Here is a 20,255-nt window from a genome sequence, read left to right on the forward strand (position 1 = left end):
AGATAATAGAGGTAGCATATGATAGTCAATTTACCTGATGGCTCTACAAAAGAGCTAGAAGAAGAGTCCACGGTTTTAGACGTTGCATCGTCAATTGGTGCAGGGCTTGCTCGTGCAGCTCTTGCCGGCAAGATAGATGGGGTTTTCGCCGATCTTAATTCTGCGGTTGTGCCGGGTTCAACCGTTGAGATAATTACTGAGAAGTCTCCAGAGGCATTGGGAATAATGCGTCACTCGGCTGCACATGTGATGGCTGAGGCTGTGCAAATTCTATTTCCGGGCGCACAGATTGGGTTTGGTCCACAAACTGAAGATGGTTTTTTCTACGATTTTGAACTGTCGCATCCGATATCTACTGACGACTTTGCAGCCATAGAAGAAAAAATGGCAGAGATAATAAAACGTGATGAGCCATTTGTTCGTGAAGTGGTTAGCCGCAGCGAAGCCGAAGCCATTTTTGCCGATCAGCGATTGAAGCTAGAGCATATTGCCGATCTGCCGGCTGACGAGGAAATAATTGTTTACCGCCACGGAAATTTTGTTGATTTGTGCAGTGGTCCGCATATGCCTTCTGCTGGAAAGATTGGCGCGTTTAAATTAATGAAGACGGCTGGTGCGTATTGGAAAGGTGATTCGAATCGCGAGATGCTAACACGCATCTATGGCACAGCTTTTTTCAAGAAGAAAGATTTGGACGAATATTTAGTTCGCCTAGAGGAGGCGGAGAAGCGCGATCACCGTAAGCTAGGGCGTGAACTGGGAATATACACAATGGATCCGCTAGCTGGTGTTGGTCTTCCGCTATATCTTCCTAAAGGTGCGCGTGTTATACGCACTATGCAGGAGTGGTTGCGTCGCGATTTGTATGCGCGAGGGTATGAAGAAGTTATTACTCCACATATCTACAATGCCGATGTATGGAAGATGAGCGGTCACTACGATTTTTACGGCGAGAACATGTATTTCTTCAACATTAACGAAGGTACCGATGAAGAACCTCGCCTAAGTGAATATGGCGTAAAGCCGATGAATTGTCCGGGGCATGTAATGCTGTACAAGAGCGAATTGCACTCATATCGCGATTTGCCCCTTCGCTATTTTGAATTCGGTACTGTGTATCGCCATGAAATGAGCGGCGTTGTGCACGGTCTGTTGCGTGCCCGCGGCTTCACGCAAGACGATGCGCATATTTTCTGCACGCGCGATCAGGTTGTTGATGAAGTGTGCTCTATTCTCGATTTGGTAGATCATATAATGACGACCTTTGGCTTTGAATATGAGGCAGAAATATCTACTCGCCCAGAGAAGTCGATCGGCTCTGATGATATGTGGGATCATGCGACCGAATCTTTGCGAAAAGCATGCGAGATAAAGAACTTAACCTACGACATAAACGAAGGCGATGGCGCTTTCTATGGACCTAAGATTGATATCAAGGTGAAAGATGCTATTGGTCGTACATGGCAGTGTTCTACGGTTCAGATAGATTTTAATCTTCCCGAGCGCTTTGATTTAACTTATAGAGCAGCCGATAATACCGAGCAACGTCCATGGATGCTGCATCGTGCAATTTTCGGATCAATTGAGCGCTTCTTGGGCATATTGATAGAGCACTATGCAGGAGCTTTACCGCTTTGGCTTGCACCTGTTCAGGCGGCTGTTATTCCTATTGCTGATAGGCATAAAGAAGCGGCAGCAGAATTTGCAGGTGAGATAACTGCTCTTGGTGGTCGTGTAGAGCTATACGATCAAAACGAGCCTATGAAAGTAAAAATTGCAAAGGCTCAGCAGCAAAAGATTCCCTACATGGTCATAATGGGCGACAAGGAAATTGAAGAGCACACAGTGTCTGTTCGCGATAGGTCTGAGGGCGACCAAGGCGCATGGGCGCGCACGAAATTCCTAGATGTTATACGCGATGCAGCGCTCTAATTTTGCTTTTTGCTCGTAGAGCTGCTGTTCTTATCTATAGCGTACAGTGTAAGAGATGCTAGTAGTGGCATTATCAAAACGGTAATGCCACCTGCTGCCACCAGAAGAGATGCGGTGTCTGTTGTCATAGCACCTGCACCCACAGCCACATTGGTTACAGCTACTATAAGAGGCAATGCGGTAGTGCAATAAATTGCTACTGTTGCCCGGCTGCGTGTATCTAGGTTTTTTGTGTCTTGTCGTATTGATAAAGAAACAAAGATAGGCATACCGCGTATAAGCAGCAACATAACTATAAATAGAATCAGAATAAGAGGATGTTCTCCTACGGCACTTGGGTCAATTTTTGCACCGCTGACTATGAAGAACAGCGGAATGAAAAAGCCATAGCCTATCCCATTTAATTTATGCTCTAGGCTGTTGTTGCCCGCAGGCAGTATAAATCGTAGTGCAAACCCTGCGGCAAAAGCGCCCAGTACAATATCTAAATCGAATATGGCTGAAAGTGCAACTAAGCCAATAAGCAATATCATAACTGCGCGAACTGTAAGCTGCGCATTTGTTTCGGCATGGTCGGACATAAGTTTCACAAACGCTTCGCTTTTTTGACGTATGTTAGCCGGTATAACAGCCATTGCAATGGCAATAGCTGCAAAAACGACTAGAACTAAAACAGTAACCCAAGTAGATCGTGTAGATAAGATAAATGCTATAGCAAGAATGGGGCATATTTCTCCCCATGTTCCGTACTCCAGAATAAGTTTCCCAATATTTGTCTGCATTAGGTTGCGCTCTTTTAATATGGGAACTAGCGTTCCGAATGCGGTTGTAGTTAGCGCTATTACAACGGCTAGCCATCCAAATTCGTTGCTATGAAAACTGGGAATAAAAATAATTATGGCTACAGCTATGCCAAACGTTACAAGCCATGTGAAAAAGGCGTTCCGTCCACCCTTGCCTGTTATTTCTTTTGGATTTATTTCGTAGCCTGCTAAAAGGAACAAAAAACCAAGACCTAAGTCGGAAAGTAACGTAATAGCATCGCCAATCTGTGCAATTCCTAAGACGTGTGGTCCTACAATCATGCCGGCGATAAGTAGAAACACCGTTTCGGGGATTAGTTTTTTAGGTATAGCTGCAGATGCAATAGGGCATATGAAAGCGCATATTGATATAGCCAATAAGGTAACAAGTTCCGTTTGTTCCATTTTCTACCGCTCTTACAATCTTCGCATTGAGCTTCGTGCAATTTGGTACCGGAAAAGAATAGCGCAATAATATGGCTTGCGCTTTAAAGAATGTGCAATATGCTGACGAATTTTTGCGATATGGTTACACATCTTTGTTTCTCGGTTAGTATTGATGTTCATAACGCAATAATAGTAGTTAGTAAAATAGGTAGTTTGCGAAAGAAGGGTGTTAATTATGAGCCATATTATCGGTTCTGCTGATTTCGATTCATTGGTTTTAAAAGCGGAGCGACCCGTGTTGGTTGACTTTTTTGCTACTTGGTGTGGGCCGTGCAAAAGGCTTGCTCCTGTTATAGATGAACTTTCCGATGAACTTGAGGGGAAAGTTGATGTATATAAGTTAGATATCGACCAAAGCCCCGATGTGGCTGCACGCTACAAAGTAAACAGCGTGCCTACCATAATAGTTTTTGAGGGTGGCGAAATTAAGGCAAAAACGGTTGGCGCAGTACCCAAGCAGCAGCTATTGCAAATGTTGTAAGTTTGCATGTTATGTCGGTAGCCCTGCTTGTGCGGGGCTACCTGTGTATAGGACGGAGATGCTATGGCTGACGAATCTAATGGCGCTACAAAGGTTTACGATGTTGCCGTTATAGGCGCTGGACCCGCCGGCTTGACAGCCGCTATGTATGCCGCGCGTGCTGGTTTAAGTACGGCGCTAATAGAAAATATATCTCCGGGTGGACAAATGGCTTTGACTGAGCATCTTGAAAACTATCCCGGATTCAATCAGTCTACAAGTGGCTATGAGTTATCTCAAATAATGCATGGACAGGCGCAACATTTTGGTGTTGAAACAATATACGATGAAGTAACTAGCGCATATTTATCTGGCTCTATGAAGCGTCTCGATCTTGTGTCGGGTAAGATTTTCGCAAAAGGAATAATAATAGCCAGCGGTGCACGACCTGCGAAATTAGGCGTAGCGGGCGAGGATAAGCTTTTGGGAAGCGGCGTGTCGTATTGTGCAACTTGCGATGGCAATTTCTTCAAAGGCAAAGATGTTTGTGTTGTGGGTGGGGGCGATACTGCCGCTGCTGATGCAATCTATCTTTCGCGTATATGCAAGCGAGTTTATATATTTGTGCGGCGCAGCGAAATGCGTGCAGCCGCTATATATAAGACAAAGCTAGCTGAGCTTGCAAATGTTGAAATTGTCTGGAACACAATTGTAGAAGGGTTCATAGAAAGCGATGGAGCAATATCTGGCGTGCGTATTCGCGACCGCATGAGGGGCGAGGTGTGCGAGATGGCTCTATCCGCTGTTTTTATTGCTATCGGAACAGTTCCTAACACAGAATTTTTAGAAGGCGAGGTGGAATTAGATCAAAGCGGCTATATCGTGGCAAACGAGATGGGCAATACTAGTATTGCTGGTGTTTTTGCGGCTGGAGACGTGCGCACGAAAGAGCTTAGACAAGTTTCTACCGCTGTCGCCGACGGCGCTAATTGTGCCGATTCGTGTGCGCGGTATCTATTACAACAACAAAGTTGACATAATTGGTAGAATAACGTGAAACATAAATGCGCACTTGAGGTGCGCATTTTTCACGGTCAAAAGGAATCTAAGATGCAAGATGTTAATATGCGCGAAAAATTAGAGAAATTCATGGAAGCCTATTCTGAATTGCAGGCTAAGATGGGCGATCCTGCAGTTTTGGCTGACCAGAAAGAATACAACAGGCTAGCTAAGGAATATGCAAATCAGGGTCCGCTTGCAAAGGCGGCAGCAGAGTATGTGGGCGCAATAGACGATCTGGAAGCGGCAAAAGAAATGCTGGCAGATCCGGATATGAAAGAATTTGCTCAGGAGGAAATAGCCGGCATAGAAGCAAAATTGCCGCAACTTGAAGAAGATATAAAGTTCATGTTAATACCGGCAGATCCGGCTGACGAAAAAGACATCATTGTAGAGATACGCGCTGCTGCTGGCGGTGATGAAGCTGCGATATTTGCGGGCGATCTTTATAAAATGTACGAGCGTTTCACCAGTTCTAGGGGTTGGAAGACTGAAACGTTAGACATATCTCCTTCCGAGGCAGGCGGGTATAAAGAAATTCAGTTCAAAGTGAAAGGCGATCATGTCTATTCGCTTATGAAATTTGAAAGCGGCGTGCATAGAGTTCAGCGTGTTCCAAAAACAGAAAGTCAAGGTCGCATTCATACATCTACTGCTACTGTGGCAGTTTTGCCTGAAGCAGATGAGGTAGAGGTTGAAATCAACGAGGGCGATCTGCGCATAGATGTATTCCGTGCGGGTGGTCCGGGTGGTCAATGCGTAAACACAACCGATTCGGCAGTTCGTATTACTCACTTGCCAACAGGTCTTGTTGTGCAGTCGCAAGACCAGAAGTCGCAGCTTCAAAACAAAATAGCAGCCATGAGCGTTTTGCGTGCGCGCCTATACGAGAAAATGTTGGCTGAGCAGCAGGCTGCGGAAGGTGCTAAAAGGCTAGCGCAGATTGGTACAGGCGATAGAGCTGAGAAGATTCGCACTTACAATGGACCGCAAGATCGCGTGACCGACCACAGAATAGGATTTAATTCTAGCTACAATGGCGTGCTAATGGGCGACAATTTAATAGATGTTATAACTGCGCTTCAAGCTGCTGATAGGGCGCAAAAGTTGGAAGCTGCTGTTTAGTGGCTTTCGGCGATGTATGGACAATCAAAAGCGCTCTGGATTGGACAATTGGCTATTTAGAGCGCAAGCAGGATGCGAATGCGCGGTTGTCGTCTGAAAAACTTATGTCGTTTGCTACTGGCTTATCTCGCATAGAGGTATATACAAATTACGACAAACCTCTGTCTATGGAAGAGCGCAACGTGTTGCGCGAGGCTGTGCAGAGGCGCGCGGCGGGCGAACCTTTGCAATACATAATAGGCGAAGTTGGATTTCGTCATATAGATATAAAAGTGCGCAAAGGCGTGTTAATTCCCAGACCCGAGACTGAAGTTTTGGTAAGCGAGGTTTTATCTGAACTGCCACCACCTTCGCGACCAAGAGCGAAGGATTATATAGACAGTTTGCCCGGTGAAAACATGCCAGAGGTGGCTTTGGATGAGGATGCATCTGAGCAATCGATAAAGGCATCTAGTTCTATATATGTAGCCGATTTATGTACGGGTTCTGGATGTGTGGCATGTTCGCTTGCCTATGAGCATTCTGCCATAAGGGTTGTTGCTACAGACATATCGCAGCATGCAACAGATTTGGCTGAAGAAAATGTACAACGCTTGGGTCTTTCTGACAGGGTTCAGGTTTTGCAATGCGATTTAGGCAGCGGCATAGATAGTGAATTGTTGGGCACGTTTGATGCTGTAGTTTCAAATCCGCCATATGTGCCCAGTGCTGTTATGCAGCATTTGCCTTCTGAAGTTAGTGCTTTTGAACCAGCGTTGGCATTAGATGGGGGAGAAGACGGGTTAAGTATTTATAGGCGCATTGTTTGTTGGGCAAGATCTGCTTTGAAAATAGGCGGTGTGCTGGCTGTAGAGCTGCACGAAACATGCCTAGATTCTGCGGCGGATTTTGCCCGCAATAGCGGATTTAACGGCGTGCGAATTGTAAACGATCTTGCAGGTAAACCCCGAGTGCTTGTTGCGCGTCTTGAAGAAAGGGAATAAAAGTGCCAGATGGTAAGAATCTTGTAGAAAAATTGCGGGAATCTGAAAGTGTGTTGCGCGATAAGTTAGGAGATTATTCTCCTGAAATAGCCGTTGTTCTTGGATCGGGTCTAGGTCCATTGGCACAGCGTATAGAAGATGCAATTTTTATTCCTTTTGCAGATGTGCCCCATATGAAAACATCTACCGCCACAAGTCATGTCGGCAGATTTGTAGCCGGTATATTGGGTGGCAAACGTGTGATGTGTATGCAGGGCAGGCTGCACGGATACGAGGGTAATACTGCGCAAGAAGTTGCGTATCCCATATGGTTAATGGGGGCTATTGGTGCCCAAACGCTAATAACAACAAATGCAGCCGGCGCTATAAATGAAAGCTATGAAGTCGGCGATTTTTGCATTATGAAAGACCACATCAACTTCACCGGTAGAAATCCTGTAGCAGGAGTCAGCCCGAATAACATAGCAAGTAGATTCTTTAGTATGTATGCGGCATACGACCTAAAACTTCGAAAGCTTGGTCTTAGTGTAGCGTCCGAATTGGGAATACCGGTGCATGAAGGTGTTTATCTGGGGTTGTTAGGTCCCAGTTTTGAAACAGCTGCCGAAATACGTGCGTTTCGCACATGGGGTGCCGATACGGTGGCTATGTCGGTATGCGAAGAGGTAATTGCAGCCCGTCATATAGGGATGCGAGTGTTTGGTATGTCTATGTGTACTAATATGGCATGTGGGATAGAGGGTGCAAACCCTACAGATGAAGAAGTGCTGGAAATTGCAAAGCATCGCGAAGCTGATTTCTGTTTATTTATACAAACACTACTGCAGCGCATATAAGATGGAGGGCATATGAATTACGACTGTATGAAAATTCACCCTAGTGCAAAGATTGCTCGCAATGCAACGGTTTTAGGCAATGTGGAAATAGATGAAGATGCCTGTGTGCTGTTTGGCGCTGTTGTTCGTGGCGATTGCGGCGGACGTATTCGCATAGGTAAAAGGACGAATTTGCAAGATCTTGTTTGTGTGCATCTTCCGGTGGGTGGCGAAACCATAATAGGAGACGATGTAGCAATAGGACATGGAGCTATTGTGCACGGCTGTGTAATAGAAGACCACACTTTAATTGGTATGGGAGCCATCGTGCTAGATGGCGCACATATTGGGCGCGATTGTTTGATAGCTGCTGGTGCTGTGGTCACTGGTACATCAGATATACCTGATGGGTCGCTTGTTATGGGAACTCCCGGGCGCGTGGTTGGTCATGTTGAGCAACGGCATTTAGATTACATCCAAGGTTCTGTGGATGAATATCTCAAAATTAGTTATGACTTAGTAGAGCAGGGGATAATAGAAGAAGGTTATGCTGCCAATGGTCATTAATTTTCTTGCATAAGCCAAACTAAAGCGTATACTGCAATCAAGTTCATAGATAAATGCGTTGAAGAGGATAGTAAGGGTCAACGCATCCCACAGAGAGCCTGCGGTTGCTGAGAGCAGGTGGATGCGCGCTCTGAATGCCCCCTCGGAGCAGTTCAGCATGAACGCAATTGTATCTGTAAGACTTACCGTCTAGGTATGGTTGACAAGTAAAGCCGAACCGGTGACACCGTTACCGTCGAGTGGATCGCCTGTTTGCGGCGCGCCTTTCGATATTACGTCTCGGCTCGGCTTTGGTCGAGTTTTTTGTTTTAGAAAGGAGCGGCATGGCACTAAGAAGCGATCAAATTAAACAAGGAATAGCTAGGGCACCGCATCGCAGTTTGTTAAAGGCTGATGGGATAACCGATGCGGAAATGGAGCGCCCTTTCATTGCGGTACTTAATTCTAGAAACGACATAATACCCGGGCATACCAATCTGGATAAAATAGCAGAGGCTGTGTGCGCTGGCATTCGCATGGCAGGTGGCGTGCCGTTTGAAATATCAACAATAGGTGTGTGCGATGGTATAGCTATGAACCATGACGGCATGCACTATTCTTTAGTGTCACGCGAGGTTATAGCCGATTCGTTGGAATGCGCAGTACAGGGTCATGCATTTGATGGCATAGTATGCATTCCTAATTGCGACAAGATAGTGCCGGGTATGCTAATCGGTGCGCTGCGGGTAAATATTCCTACCGTGTTTGTGTCTGGCGGTCCCATGCTGGCTGGATGTCAGCCCGGAGGATGCGGTCCTACAACCGATTTGAATACGCTTTTCGATGGCGCAGCATCGGTTATGAGCGGCAATATGACCGAGGAAGAACTGGCTTATTACGAGAACACTGCCTGCCCTACTTGCGGAAGCTGTTCAGGGTTGTTTACGGCAAATTCGATGAATTGTCTTTGCGAAGCGTTAGGTGTTGCGCTTCCCGGTAACGGTACTATTCCAGCTGTATATTCCGAGCGTATACGATTAGCCAAAGACGCAGGAATGAAAATTATGGAGCTGGTAGAGCATAATGTGAAGATAGGTGACATTGTTAGCGAAGCAGCCATTCATAACGCAATGGAATGCGATATGGCGTTTGGTGGTTCCACTAATACCGTACTGCATCTTACAGCCATAGCGCGGGCTGCGGGTCATCCGATTACTATGGATGATTGGGATGCAGCTAGTGCGCGTACTCCGCATTTGGTTAAGCTGCAGCCGAGTGGACCTAGACCGCTATCTGATTTGTATGAAGTGGGCGGTGTGCCTGTAGTTATGCACGAACTAGCACAACTTGGTCTTTTGGACATGAACGCTATAACATGCATGGGCTCTATGGATGAATATATAGAAAACTGCACTAAACCAGCCGATGGAGACGTTTGCCGCAAACACGACAACCCATTTAGCCCGCAGGGTGCTTTGCGAGTTTTGCATGGCAATCTTGCGCCAAACGGCTCAATTGTGAAAAAGTCGGCAGTAGATGCTTCCATGATGTGTCACACCGGTCCTGCCCGTGTATTTGAAAGCGAAGAAGAAGCGTGTGAGGTAATAAACGCAGGCGGAATTAACCCGGGCGATGTTGTAGTTATTCGCTATGAGGGACCAAAAGGCGGACCCGGAATGCGCGAAATGTTAACTCCAACGTCTTCTATTGTGGGAATGGGCTTGTCAAAAAGCGTTGCACTTTTAACCGATGGGCGTTTTTCCGGCGCGACAAAAGGTCCGGCAGTAGGGCATGTTAGTCCAGAGGCGGCAGCTGGTGGTCCTATAGCTCTTATAGAAGAAGGCGATTCTATTACAGTAGATATAGATGGCGGAAAGCTTAACTTGAATATTACGGACGACGAGATGGAGCGTAGGCGGGCGGCATGGGTGGCACCTGCGCCAAAGCACGACCACGGTGTGCTGTCTAAATATGCGCGTTTAGTTTCTTCTGCAGACGAAGGAGCGTATGTGCAATGAGTGATAAAACTACGAAAGAGAATTCCGTTTTGAAAGCACAGCGGCGAAGTGCTGCTAGTGTTGGTGCGCCTAAAGGCATGGGGTCTAAAACCGCCAAACAGGGGAAGAAGATGCTTGGTGCCGAGGCGATAATAGCGTCGCTTGAGGCGGAGGGAGTAGACACCGTATTTGGTTATCCCGGTGGGCAAGCTATAAAGATATACGATGCGCTTTACGACTCTAAGCAGATAAACCATGTACTTGCGCGCCATGAGCAAGGTGCCGTCCATATGGCTGATGGTTATGCTAGAGCTACCGGAAAGCCCGGAGTTGTTATAGTTACCAGTGGTCCCGGTGCTACAAATACGGTAACAGGTATAGCTACTGCGTATATGGATTCTATTCCTATGGTTGTTATAACTGGTCAGGTTCCGCGACCAGTTATAGGCACAGATTCATTTCAGGAATCTGACATTGTTGGTATAACTATGCCGGTGGTTAAACATTCATTTCTTTTGCAATCTACCGACGAGCTAACAAAGACTTTCCGCGAGGCATTTCATATTGCATCTACCGGGCGTCCCGGTCCTGTTCTGATAGATATACCTAGCGATTTAGCTGGCAGCACTATGGTGTTTGAATATCCAGACGAGGTAAACATAGCATCGTATAAGCCCACATACAGAGGAAATGCAAAACAAATACGCGCCGCATGTAAGTTAATAGAGCAGTCTAAGCAGCCCATTCTATATGTTGGTGGTGGTGTTGTTACATCCGATGCTACAGACGAGCTTATAGAACTTGCGGATATGATGCAGATACCGGTTGTATGTACGCTTATGGGCAAGGGGGCATTTCCGGCATCGCATAAACTAAGTCTGGGCGCGGTTGGTATGCACGGTGCAAAATATTCAAACTTAGCTATGACTGAAAGCGATTTGATAATAGCTGCAGGTGCGCGTTTTTCAGACAGGGTAACGGGTAGATTATCGGAATTTGCGCCACACGCTAAAGTCGTTCATATCGATATAGACCCTGCCGAAATAGGAAAGGTGCGCGAAGCTGATGTTCCTATTGTGGGCGATTTGAAGGGCGTTTTGGCTGGCATGGTCGAACAGCTAAAGAAAGACGATGCGAAACCCGATACATCAGATTGGCTTGCTCTTATAAGCGAGTGGCGCGAGCGCTATCCGTTCTATCATCCGAATGTGGGTGACGATAAAGGCGAAATTATTCCCGAACTTGTGATGAAAGAATTGTCCGACCAGCTAGACCCCGCATCTTCTATTGTGGTAACAGAAGTGGGGCAGCACCAGATGTGGGCGCACCAGTTTGTTGACAGAGAACTACCCCGCACATTTTTGTCTAGTGGAGGTTTAGGAACTATGGGTTTTGGTTTCCCGGCATCTATTGGGGCTGCCATAGCTTGTCCTAACAAGCAAGTTGTTTGCATTGCGGGAGACGGTTCTTTTCAGATGAATTCGCAAGAAATGGCTACTGCCGCAATAAATAATGTACCTGTGAAGGTGCTTATTATGGACAACCGCGCATTGGGTATGGTTCATCAGTGGCAAAAGCTTTTCTATGGCGAGCGCTATTCGCAGACGCTTCTTGAACCCAATCCTGATTTTGTGAAGTTAGCCGATGCGTACAATTGGAAAGGTGAGCGTATAGAATCGCCAGCGCAGGTAAGCGAAGCATTGGCGCGAATGCTTGCATCTGAGGGACCTTATTTGTTAGATGTGAAAATATCGCCTGAACAGAATGTGTATCCGATGGTGGCTCCCGGTGCGGCACTAGATGATGTTATGGGTGCTATAGATGTTGCGGTGGGTGCCGTGCGAACCGACATGCCCGAAAGTGTGGCACCGAAATCGCCCTGCGCTGTAATAGATGCGCAGTTCGGTGGGCGCTGGGAAAGCGATCCTGAAGATAAAAAGGAACGAATGCAAGTAGAGGAATTTGAAAGAGAAAGGGGTGTGGAATAATGAAGCATGTCCTTTCTGTTTTAGTGGAGAATCTGCCGGGTGTGCTATCGCGTGTAACAGGTCTTATATCTCGTCGTGGATTCAATATTGAATCTCTTTCCGTTGGACCTACGGAAGACCCCACAATGTCGCGCGTAACAGCTATAGTAAACGCCGATGATGTAGCTTATGAGCAAATTACAAAGCAGCTTCACAAACTTATTAGTGTTCATAAGATTACAGACCTAACCGACGAAGGCGCAATAGAGCGAGAATTGGTGCTTATAAAAGTGAATGCTGCGCCAGAGCGCCGCGGAGAGATAATAGAAATTGCCAATGTATTCCGAGCAAAGATAGTTGATGTTGGTAAGAATTCTCTTACTATAGAAGCGACAGGCGATGCCGAGAAGCTAAAAGGTCTTGAAGATTTGCTTCGTGCATACGGTCTGAAAGAAATAGTTAGAACCGGCAAAATTGCAATGTCGCGCAACACAAAGGAATAATCAGCCTAGTAGACAAGGAGTAAGAAGCAATGGCTGTCACAATTTATTACGAGCAGGATTGCGATCCGTCAATCATCCAAGGGAAGAAGATAGCTGTTATAGGCTATGGCAGTCAGGGGCATGCTCATGCTCTGAACCTAAAGGATTCTGGCTGCGATGTTCGGGTGGGTTTGCGCGAAGGCTCTAAGAGCATTCAGGCTGCTGAAGAAGCGGGTTTGAAAGTGGTTGATATGGACACCGCTGCCGAGGAAGCAGATCTTATCATGATGCTGGTTCCCGACGAACTGCAGCCGCAGGTTTATGAAGAGCATATTGCTCCGCATCTGAAGGCGGGAGATACTCTTGCGTTTGCGCATGGTTTCAATATTCACTATGGCTACATAACGCCGCCCGAGGATGTAAACGTGATAATGTGTGCTCCGAAAGGTCCGGGACACATTGTTCGCCGTCAATATACCGAAGGGTCTGGTGTGCCCGATCTGATTTGTGTACAGCAAGATGCCACGGGCAACGCTTGGGATATTGCTCTGTCTTACGCATGGGGTGTAGGCGGCGCGCGCTCTGGCGTTATTAAGGCAACGTTTAAGCAGGAAACTGAAGAAGATTTGTTCGGCGAACAGGCTGTTCTTTGCGGTGGCGTAGTAGAGCTTGTTAAGGCTGGTTTCGAGACGCTGGTAGAGGCTGGATATCCGCCTGAACTTGCATATTTTGAGTGCTATCACGAAATGAAGATGATAGTTGACTTAATGTATGAGAGCGGCATTCACTTTATGAATTACTCCATTTCGAATACTGCTGAATATGGCGAATACTATGCCGGTCCAAAGGTTATAAACGAGCAAAGCCGTGCCGCCATGAAAGAGATTCTAGGCAGAATTCAAGATGGCAGCTTTGCCGAGGAGTTTGTTAATGATTGCAAGAACGGTCATAAATGGCTTATCGAGCAGCGAGAGGCTATTAACGATCACGAGATAGAAAAGACTGGCGAGAAGATTCGCGGTATGTTTACTTGGATTAAATAACGTATTTGTAGAATTTTCCACGGATGTACCTTGCAGAAAACGCCCGTAAGACATAACATTAGCAATTGCTGATTTTTTGCTTATTAAGACAGAAGAAAGGTTTTCGCTTCATGGTAAAGATTCGCCTTGCGCGTCATGGCGCAAAGAAAAGGCCATACTATCGAATTGTTGTAGCTGATTCGCGTTGTCCGCGCGACGGTAAGTTTGTCGATGAGGTTGGTAGATACAATCCTTGCAGCAACCCTAAGAAGATTGAATTCGACATGGAGAAAGTCGATAAATGGATTTCTCAGGGTGCATGCCCAACTGATACTGTTGAGCGTCTTTTGAAGCAGGTTCGCGAGGAAGCTTAACATGCCAGAGATAGAGCAGAATCTGGTCGGTCTGGTTGAGACTGTTGTAGCGCCTATTGTTGAGAATCCTGAAGAACTAGAGATTACCTCAACAGTTGAAGATCAGTCGATTCTTATCGAGATACGCGTTAATCCCGATGATGCTGGAAAAGTTATAGGGCGTCAGGGTCGCATCATAAAGGCTATCCGCACGCTCACTCGGGCAGCTGCATCTCGTAGTGACTATATGGTAGATGTGGAGTTGATCGACTAGTGAGCGAGTGGCTCGATATTGCCACCATAGTAAAACTGAAGAAATCAAAAGGCGGGTTCGTTGTTAAAGCGGCAACGGGTCTGCCTTTTCTTTTGCAGCCGGATATGCAGGTGCATTTTGTGCCGCCGCAAATTGATGCTCCCAGAAATGCAAAAGTTCGTGAGGTTTCTGGTTTAGATACTGATTGCGCAACTGTTCATTTTGATTTACCAAACGATTCTTGCTTGGACGCTCTTGTTGGATGCCATTGTCTTGTGTCTTTGCAAGTTGCCAAGAATGCGGCAGAAAGCCTAAATGAAGAACTTGGCATGGCCCTTATGTATGATGGTTTTGATGGCTGGTCGTTAGAAGACGAATTGGGCAATGTGGTTGGAACTATTTGCGATTGTGTTGAGCATCCAACCCAGCTTACACTTACATTAAAGCTATCAAGTGGGGAAGAAAAACTCATTCCACTTGTAGATGAACTTCTTATATCCATAGATGATGCTAATAAGCGAATCAAGATGAATCTTCCAGCTGGAATATTGGAGGTGTAACTGTGATTATTCAGACACTTTCAACTTTTCCGCATATGTACGATTCTGTCATGGGCGAATCTATGATGAAACGTGCTCAAGAAAACGGCATTATTGCGTTTGAAGCATTCGATCTTCGCGATTGGACATATGATAGGCACCGCACAACCGACGATTATCCATATGGTGGTGGTGCTGGTTTAGTTATGAAATGCGAACCTGTATTTGAAGCTGTTGAGGATATTCTGGGGTTTGGTGGCGCTTCTGAGGGCGGTCAGCAAAGATTAGACGGTAATTCCGCTAGGGTAATTTTTCTGACACCGTCGGGTCGTACTTTCGATGATTCATATGCATGCGAATTGGCGCAAAGCAGCAGGCTTTTGTTTGTATGCGGTCACTACGAGGGGATGGACGAGCGTGTTTATACCCTTGCAACTGATATGGTGTCACTTGGCGACTATGTGCTAACAAGTGGCGAGTTGGCTTCGATGGTTATTATAGATGCTGTTGTTCGTAAATTGCCGGGAGTACTTGGTGCAGAAAATGGTGCCGATGACGAATCGTTTGCTCATGGCTTACTTGAGTATCCACAGTACACGCGCCCGGCAGATTTTCGCGGAATGGAAGTACCGGCAGTTTTGCTTTCAGGACATCATGCCAATATAGAGACATGGCGGCGGCAAATGAGCCTTAAGCGTACAGCAGAGTTGCGCCCCGATCTTATCCGGCAAGCCTATGATTGCGGCGATTTATCTTCTAACGATATCTTATATTTGAAATCTTTAAGCGCAGAGCCGTAAGTTAGCTTTTTAGCGTTATTATGAACGCTTGTGTGAATTGAGCTTATCGGGTCAGGGCTATTCGTATATCAGAAAGAGTGTTTTGGGTGTACGCAGGCGAAAAGGAAGAGTATTTTAGGATGTATACAGGCGAACATGCAGAGCCGAAAAAAAAGAATATAGGGTACACCCTTCTTTCCATTTTAGGAATGGTAGTGCTTATTGTTGCACTTTCTTGGGGTTTGCGTACATTCGTCTTCCAAGCATACGAGATACCTTCTGGTTCGATGGAAGAAACCATTATGACGGGCGACATGGTATTCTCAGAAAAGATAAGCTATTACGTAAGCGAACCAAAACGTGGCGATATAGTTACATTTGCCGATCCTGAAATTCCGTCGCGAACACTTATAAAACGTATTGTTGCTACCGAGGGGCAGAAGGTAAGTCTTAAAGATGGAAGCGTATATGTAGATGGTGTAAAACTAGACGAACCCTATACAAATGGGTTGCCATCTTATCCGCTTACTACGGCTTATGGCGTTTCAATAACATATCCTTACACCGTTCCGGCAGGTGAAGTGTGGGTTATGGGGGATAATAGAACCAATTCGCAGGATTCCAGATATTTTGGCTCTATCCCTGTTGATACGATAACTGGGAAAGCTGTTCTAAAATACTGGCCTATAAGCAGTTTTGGGCTGCTTGAATAGTACGCGCGATCACGGCGCATGATGTGATAAAACTATTGGGGATGTGGATATGAAGTCTGAGGCAAGAGGTGCGGCAAATCCGAATGCACCAACCTTTCAAGATGTAATAATGAATTTACAGCGCTATTGGGCAGATCAGGGTTGTGTAGTGCTGCAACCTTACGATAACGAGGTAGGTGCTGGCACGAATGCGCCGGCTACTACATTGCGTGCGTTAGGTCCGCAAACTTGGCGTACCGCATATGTTCAGGGTTGTCGCCGTCCAACTGATGGTAGATATGGCGAAAATCCGAATCGCCTTCAGTTTTACTATCAGTTCCAAGTACTTATCAAGCCATCTCCTGACAATATTCAAGACCTCTATCTCGGTTCGCTTGAGGCTATTGGGATAGATGTTTCAGCACATGATGTGCGTTTTGTGGAAGACGACTGGGAGTCTCCAACTCTTGGTGCGTGGGGTCTTGGATGGGAAGTGTGGATTGATGGCATGGAAGTTACTCAGTTCACATATTTCCAGCAAGTAGGCGGTTTTGAATGCGATCCTGTGCCAGCTGAAATTGCTTATGGTCTTGAGAGGCTGACAATGTTTGTTCAGGGTGTCGATTCTGTCTACGATATAGTTTGGTCGCGTGGCAGCGATGGCATTACTTTTACATATGGCGATGTGTATCTTGAAAATGAACGCGAATATTCAAAATACAATTTCGAAGTAGCCGATACGGAATTTCTTTTTAAGGAATTTGCCGATCGCGAGGCGGAGTGCATGCGCACTCTAGAGGCAAAATTGCCGCTTCCGGCTTACGATTCAGTATTGAAATGCTGCCACACCTTTAATCTATTGGATGCACGCGGGGTAATTTCAGCAACTGAGCGCATGGCATACATTTTGCGCGTGCGTACCTTAGCGAAGGCATGCTGCGAATCGTATATGGAAAACGTTGTAGGGGTTAAGGACAAGGCTTCCTCGAAGGAAGGTGAATAAACATGGCGGACACACGCACACTTGCTTTCGAGATAGGCACTGAGGAAATTCCTGCGTTTGACTTAAAAGCAGCTACGGTTCAGTTAGCAAAAATTATGCCAGACGCGCTTGACGCTAAGAGGATTCCGCATGGCGAGGTAAAAATTTTCTCTAGCCCGCGCAGGCTTATTGCAATTGTGGATGATGTTGCTTTGCAGACACAGCGCACAGTGGAAGAATTTCGCGGACCTAAGACAGAAATTGCCTTTGACGAAGGCGGTCAGCCTACAAAAGCCGCAATCGGGTTTGCGCGCGGCAAGGGGCTAGAGCCATCAGCGCTTGTGCGCAAAGAAGAGGGCGGCGTGGAATACGTATTTGCCACTGTAGAAACTCCTGCAATGAATGTTGTAGATTTGCTACCCGACGTTTTAGGTGGGGTAATTCAGTCAATATACTGGCCTAAGTCTATGCGCTGGGGAAATATGCGGGCGCTTTTTAGCCGCCCTGTGCGTTGGTTGTGTGCGCTTCTTGGTAGCGATGTTGTGCCGGTAAATTTTGCTAATGTTTCTTCTGGGCGATTTACTTATGGACATAGGTTTTTAAGCCCGGGACCACATGAGGTATCTTCTGCAGAAGAATTGCTAGAGGTTGTGCGTAAGGCGAATGTGGTTCCCAGTCAAGATGAGCGCGAACAAGTAATTCGTGAAGGTGTCAAGAAGGCAGAAGCGCAAACTGGATGCAACGCTGAACTTCCGCAAAAAACCTTAACTGAGGTCATAAATCTTTCGGAGTACCCCACGGTCATGGTTGGCACTTTTGACGAAGAATTTTTACAGGTGCCCGAAGAGATCATTGTAGATGCAATGCTTATGCATCAGCGTTATTTCCCGCTCTATGATGCTAAAGGCAAACTATCAAATAGCTTTATTGTTGTTAGCAATGGTAATCCAGAATGCGAAGCCACTATTATTGATGGCAATGAGCGTGTGGTCGCGGCAAGGCTATACGACGCAAAATTCTTCTATGAGGAAGATTTGAAGCAGCCTCTTTCTAGTTATGTTGACCGCTTAGATGAAGTTGTATTCCAAGAGCAGCTGGGAACTATGCGCCAGAAGACAGAGCGAGTGGTACAGCTTGCGAAATGCTTAGCAGCCGACGCTTCGCTAGACGATGCGGAGTGTGTAGATGTTGAGCGTGCGGCAATGTTGGCAAAAGCAGACTTGGTTACTAATGCGGTTGTGGAATTTACTAGTGTCCAAGGCATAATGGGTTCATATTATGCCCAAGCGTCGGGCGAAACAGAGCGAGTGGCGCGTGCCATAGCTGAACACTATATGCCTCGCTTCTCAGGTGATGATGTTCCTAGCGATACTGTGGGGCGCATTGTTGCGATGGCTGACAAGCTAGATACAATTTGCGGTCTTTTTGCGGTTGATCAGGCACCTACCGGCTCATCTGATCCGTTTGCGCTGCGCAGAGCGGCACTGGGTATTATTGCAATAATGCAGTCAGGTGTAGACATCTCTCTTTCCAAAGCTATACAGGATTCACTTCGTATATATGAAGAATATGGTCTTAGCTTCAACGTTGCCGATGTTAAAAGCGCCGTAGAAGACTTCTTCCTAACTCGTACTCGCGTTTTACTGCGCGATTCTGGTAGTTCAGCGGATGCGGTTGAAGCGGTTGGGGCTGTTGGCATAGTAGAGCCGGTGCTGCTAATAGAGCGCGTGCGTGCTTTAGAAGCGGCGCGCGACGAAGCGCCTGATACATTCGACGATTTAGCAACCGCTTATGCCAGAGCGAATAACTTGCGCGACTCTGCGCTTGGGGTTGATTACAACTCCGCGTTGTTCAGTGAATCGGAAAGTGCACTGGCGCAATCTATTGCAGATACTCAAGCTGCAGTCGATAAGTCGCTTGAAATTGGCGATTACCATACGGCACTTACTCAGCTAGCGCACCTGCGTGGCCCTATAGACAATTTCTTTGATAAAACCATGGTTATGGATGAAAATATTGAGCTGCGCGAAAACCGTATAAAATTGCTCAATAAATTTACTGGCGTTTTTGCTGGTGTGGCTGATTTTTCGGTCATGGCGAAATCGAAATAAGTTATGAATGGCTTTTTAGGGGAAGGCTCTTCGGTTGTTAAGGGCTTTCCCACAATCCATGTCGTATCCGATTCTGTAGGCGAAACAGCGCGTACAATGGCGCAAGCTGCCGCTGCTCAATTTGGAGTAACTAACCCCAAGGTGGAGGTTTTAGGCAAGGTTACTTCTTTTGAGCAAATTCGCGACCATCTTGAAGAACATGTGCGCTATCACGTTGAACAGCTAGGCGACAATAAATTGCTGGTGTTTTACACGCTTGTTCACCGCGAAATGCGCGATGAAGTTTCAGAATGGATACAGGGTAGAGATAATATATACGGCGTAGATTTGCTTACTGCCCCTATAGAGGCTATATCGCAAGTTAGCGGTCTTGATCCTAAATGTAGCCCCGGCGCTCTGCGTGTGGCAGATATTAATTACTTTAAGCGAGTGGACGCACTTGAGTTCACTATAGAACATGATGATGGGCGAAATCCGCAAGATTTAACAAAAGCCGACATGGTACTTTTAGGTGTGTCGCGTGCGTCCAAAACGCCGCTTTCAATCTATTTGGCGCAGCATGGATATCGCATAGCGAACGTACCGCTAGACCCAAACACCGAGCCTCCAAAAGAAATTTTCGATGTGGATAAAACGCGCCTTTTTGGACTAATGACAAGTCCTGAAGTGCTTGCCGATATTCGCATTCGCCGTCTAGGAAATGCTAAAAGTGTTGCAAGCGAATATGCGGATATGGAATACATCTATAACGACTTAGAAAAGGCTCGCGAGTTAATGCGGCGTTTAGGTTGTATAGTGGTGCGCACTGACAAACGCGCCGTTGAGGAAGCCGCTCAAGAGATTCTAAGCCACTACCTGCGCAATCATCCTGCGCCCGCTGATATCATGAGTTAAGCGCGGCGGCAAAA

General features: G+C 46.4%; 20 protein-coding genes. 19 read left to right on the top strand and 1 reads right to left on the bottom strand.

All coding sequences use genetic code 11. The features are described from left to right. Positions 1-18: 18 nt before the first annotated feature. Complete coding sequence (gene thrS / locus G7Y46_RS02370) at positions 19-1,932, top strand: threonine--tRNA ligase (protein WP_165252202.1); 1,914 nt, start codon at positions 19-21, stop codon at positions 1,930-1,932. Here the strand turns inward: thrS and G7Y46_RS02375 are convergent. After that, positions 1,929-3,140, bottom strand: coding sequence for a cation:proton antiporter (locus G7Y46_RS02375; protein WP_165252204.1), 1,212 nt, complete (start codon positions 3,138-3,140; stop codon positions 1,929-1,931). The two genes, thrS and G7Y46_RS02375, sit on opposite strands and share 4 nt — an antisense overlap. 217 nt (positions 3,141-3,357) lie before the next feature. Here G7Y46_RS02375 and trxA point away from each other — a divergent pair, with 217 nt between their 5' ends. From trxA to G7Y46_RS02465, 18 genes are all read left to right on the top strand, one after another. Beyond that, positions 3,358-3,663: a thioredoxin gene (trxA, locus tag G7Y46_RS02380; RefSeq protein ID WP_165252206.1), complete on the top strand. Its 306-nt coding sequence runs from the start codon at positions 3,358-3,360 to the stop codon at positions 3,661-3,663. Positions 3,664-3,726: 63 nt separating this feature from the next. Beyond that, positions 3,727-4,677 (top strand): thioredoxin-disulfide reductase, encoded by a 951-nt coding sequence (gene trxB, locus G7Y46_RS02385; protein ID WP_165252208.1) that lies wholly within the window; start codon positions 3,727-3,729, stop codon positions 4,675-4,677. Positions 4,678-4,752: 75 nt separating this feature from the next. Beyond that, entirely contained in the window at positions 4,753-5,826 is a 1,074-nt protein-coding gene (gene prfA, locus G7Y46_RS02390; RefSeq protein ID WP_241155925.1) for a peptide chain release factor 1, read from the top strand. Next, positions 5,826-6,809 (top strand): HemK/PrmC family methyltransferase, encoded by a 984-nt coding sequence (locus G7Y46_RS02395; protein WP_241157016.1) that lies wholly within the window; start codon positions 5,826-5,828, stop codon positions 6,807-6,809. Before prfA ends, G7Y46_RS02395 begins: the two co-directional genes overlap by 1 nt. A 2-nt stretch (positions 6,810-6,811) precedes the next feature. Further along, complete coding sequence (locus tag G7Y46_RS02400) at positions 6,812-7,645, top strand: purine-nucleoside phosphorylase (RefSeq protein WP_165252210.1); 834 nt, start codon at positions 6,812-6,814, stop codon at positions 7,643-7,645. 12 nt (positions 7,646-7,657) lie between these two features. Continuing rightward, positions 7,658-8,191: a gamma carbonic anhydrase family protein gene (locus G7Y46_RS02405; protein ID WP_165060437.1), complete on the top strand. Its 534-nt coding sequence runs from the start codon at positions 7,658-7,660 to the stop codon at positions 8,189-8,191. Positions 8,192-8,514: 323 nt separating this feature from the next. Beyond that, the gene (ilvD, locus tag G7Y46_RS02410; RefSeq protein ID WP_165252212.1) at positions 8,515-10,188 is read left to right on the top strand and encodes a dihydroxy-acid dehydratase; all 1,674 of its coding nucleotides are present in this window, start codon (positions 8,515-8,517) and stop codon (positions 10,186-10,188) included. After that, a complete protein-coding gene (ilvB, locus tag G7Y46_RS02415; RefSeq protein WP_165252214.1) occupies positions 10,185-12,155 on the top strand; it encodes a biosynthetic-type acetolactate synthase large subunit in 1,971 nt (656 codons plus the stop codon). Before ilvD ends, ilvB begins: the two co-directional genes overlap by 4 nt. After that, the gene (gene ilvN / locus G7Y46_RS02420; protein ID WP_165059967.1) at positions 12,155-12,637 is read left to right on the top strand and encodes an acetolactate synthase small subunit; all 483 of its coding nucleotides are present in this window, start codon (positions 12,155-12,157) and stop codon (positions 12,635-12,637) included. The genes ilvB and ilvN overlap by 1 nt, the downstream gene beginning before the upstream one ends. A gap of 29 nt (positions 12,638-12,666) precedes the next feature. Next, entirely contained in the window at positions 12,667-13,659 is a 993-nt protein-coding gene (gene ilvC, locus G7Y46_RS02425; protein WP_165059970.1) for a ketol-acid reductoisomerase, read from the top strand. A 110-nt stretch (positions 13,660-13,769) separates the two neighbouring features. Beyond that, positions 13,770-14,012, top strand: a complete 243-nt coding sequence (rpsP, locus tag G7Y46_RS02430) for a 30S ribosomal protein S16 (RefSeq protein ID WP_165059973.1) — start codon at positions 13,770-13,772, stop codon at positions 14,010-14,012. A gap of 1 nt (position 14,013) precedes the next feature. Beyond that, complete coding sequence (locus G7Y46_RS02435) at positions 14,014-14,265, top strand: KH domain-containing protein (RefSeq protein WP_165059976.1); 252 nt, start codon at positions 14,014-14,016, stop codon at positions 14,263-14,265. After that, entirely contained in the window at positions 14,265-14,804 is a 540-nt protein-coding gene (locus tag G7Y46_RS02440) for a hypothetical protein (protein WP_165252216.1), read from the top strand. The genes G7Y46_RS02435 and G7Y46_RS02440 overlap by 1 nt, the downstream gene beginning before the upstream one ends. A gap of 2 nt (positions 14,805-14,806) precedes the next feature. Next, complete coding sequence (trmD, locus tag G7Y46_RS02445; RefSeq protein WP_165252218.1) at positions 14,807-15,583, top strand: tRNA (guanosine(37)-N1)-methyltransferase TrmD; 777 nt, start codon at positions 14,807-14,809, stop codon at positions 15,581-15,583. A gap of 119 nt (positions 15,584-15,702) precedes the next feature. Then, positions 15,703-16,275 carry a signal peptidase I gene (gene lepB / locus G7Y46_RS02450; RefSeq protein WP_165059985.1) on the top strand — a complete coding sequence of 191 codons (573 nt, stop codon included), beginning with the start codon at positions 15,703-15,705 and terminating at the stop codon, positions 16,273-16,275. A 49-nt stretch (positions 16,276-16,324) separates the two neighbouring features. After that, a complete protein-coding gene (locus G7Y46_RS02455; RefSeq protein WP_165059988.1) occupies positions 16,325-17,257 on the top strand; it encodes a glycine--tRNA ligase subunit alpha in 933 nt (310 codons plus the stop codon). A 2-nt stretch (positions 17,258-17,259) separates the two neighbouring features. Beyond that, entirely contained in the window at positions 17,260-19,347 is a 2,088-nt protein-coding gene (glyS, locus tag G7Y46_RS02460; protein WP_165252220.1) for a glycine--tRNA ligase subunit beta, read from the top strand. 3 nt (positions 19,348-19,350) lie between these two features. After that, on the top strand, positions 19,351-20,241 hold the full coding sequence (locus tag G7Y46_RS02465; RefSeq protein ID WP_165059993.1) for a pyruvate, water dikinase regulatory protein: 891 nt from the start codon (positions 19,351-19,353) through the stop codon (positions 20,239-20,241). Positions 20,242-20,255: the final 14 nt, after the last annotated feature.

This window comes from Adlercreutzia sp. ZJ304, assembly GCF_011039075.1.
Taxonomy (GTDB): Bacteria; Actinomycetota; Coriobacteriia; order Coriobacteriales; family Eggerthellaceae; genus Adlercreutzia_A.

Excerpts from the sequence above, each read along its gene's own strand:
- thrS (WP_165252202.1), top strand. The coding sequence starts at position 19 with ATGATAGTCAATTTACCTGATGGCTCTACAAAAGAGCTAGAAGAAGAG.
- G7Y46_RS02375 (WP_165252204.1), bottom strand. The coding sequence starts at position 3,140 with ATGGAACAAACGGAACTTGTTACCTTATTGGCTATATCAATATGCGCT.
- trxA (WP_165252206.1), top strand. The coding sequence starts at position 3,358 with ATGAGCCATATTATCGGTTCTGCTGATTTCGATTCATTGGTTTTAAAA.
- trxB (WP_165252208.1), top strand. The coding sequence starts at position 3,727 with ATGGCTGACGAATCTAATGGCGCTACAAAGGTTTACGATGTTGCCGTT.
- prfA (WP_241155925.1), top strand. The coding sequence starts at position 4,753 with ATGCAAGATGTTAATATGCGCGAAAAATTAGAGAAATTCATGGAAGCC.
- G7Y46_RS02405 (WP_165060437.1), top strand. The coding sequence starts at position 7,658 with ATGAATTACGACTGTATGAAAATTCACCCTAGTGCAAAGATTGCTCGC.
- ilvD (WP_165252212.1), top strand. The coding sequence starts at position 8,515 with ATGGCACTAAGAAGCGATCAAATTAAACAAGGAATAGCTAGGGCACCG.
- ilvB (WP_165252214.1), top strand. The coding sequence starts at position 10,185 with ATGAGTGATAAAACTACGAAAGAGAATTCCGTTTTGAAAGCACAGCGG.
- ilvN (WP_165059967.1), top strand. The coding sequence starts at position 12,155 with ATGAAGCATGTCCTTTCTGTTTTAGTGGAGAATCTGCCGGGTGTGCTA.
- ilvC (WP_165059970.1), top strand. The coding sequence starts at position 12,667 with ATGGCTGTCACAATTTATTACGAGCAGGATTGCGATCCGTCAATCATC.
- rpsP (WP_165059973.1), top strand. The coding sequence starts at position 13,770 with ATGGTAAAGATTCGCCTTGCGCGTCATGGCGCAAAGAAAAGGCCATAC.
- G7Y46_RS02435 (WP_165059976.1), top strand. The coding sequence starts at position 14,014 with ATGCCAGAGATAGAGCAGAATCTGGTCGGTCTGGTTGAGACTGTTGTA.
- lepB (WP_165059985.1), top strand. The coding sequence starts at position 15,703 with ATGTATACAGGCGAACATGCAGAGCCGAAAAAAAAGAATATAGGGTAC.
- G7Y46_RS02455 (WP_165059988.1), top strand. The coding sequence starts at position 16,325 with ATGAAGTCTGAGGCAAGAGGTGCGGCAAATCCGAATGCACCAACCTTT.
- glyS (WP_165252220.1), top strand. The coding sequence starts at position 17,260 with ATGGCGGACACACGCACACTTGCTTTCGAGATAGGCACTGAGGAAATT.
- G7Y46_RS02465 (WP_165059993.1), top strand. The coding sequence starts at position 19,351 with ATGAATGGCTTTTTAGGGGAAGGCTCTTCGGTTGTTAAGGGCTTTCCC.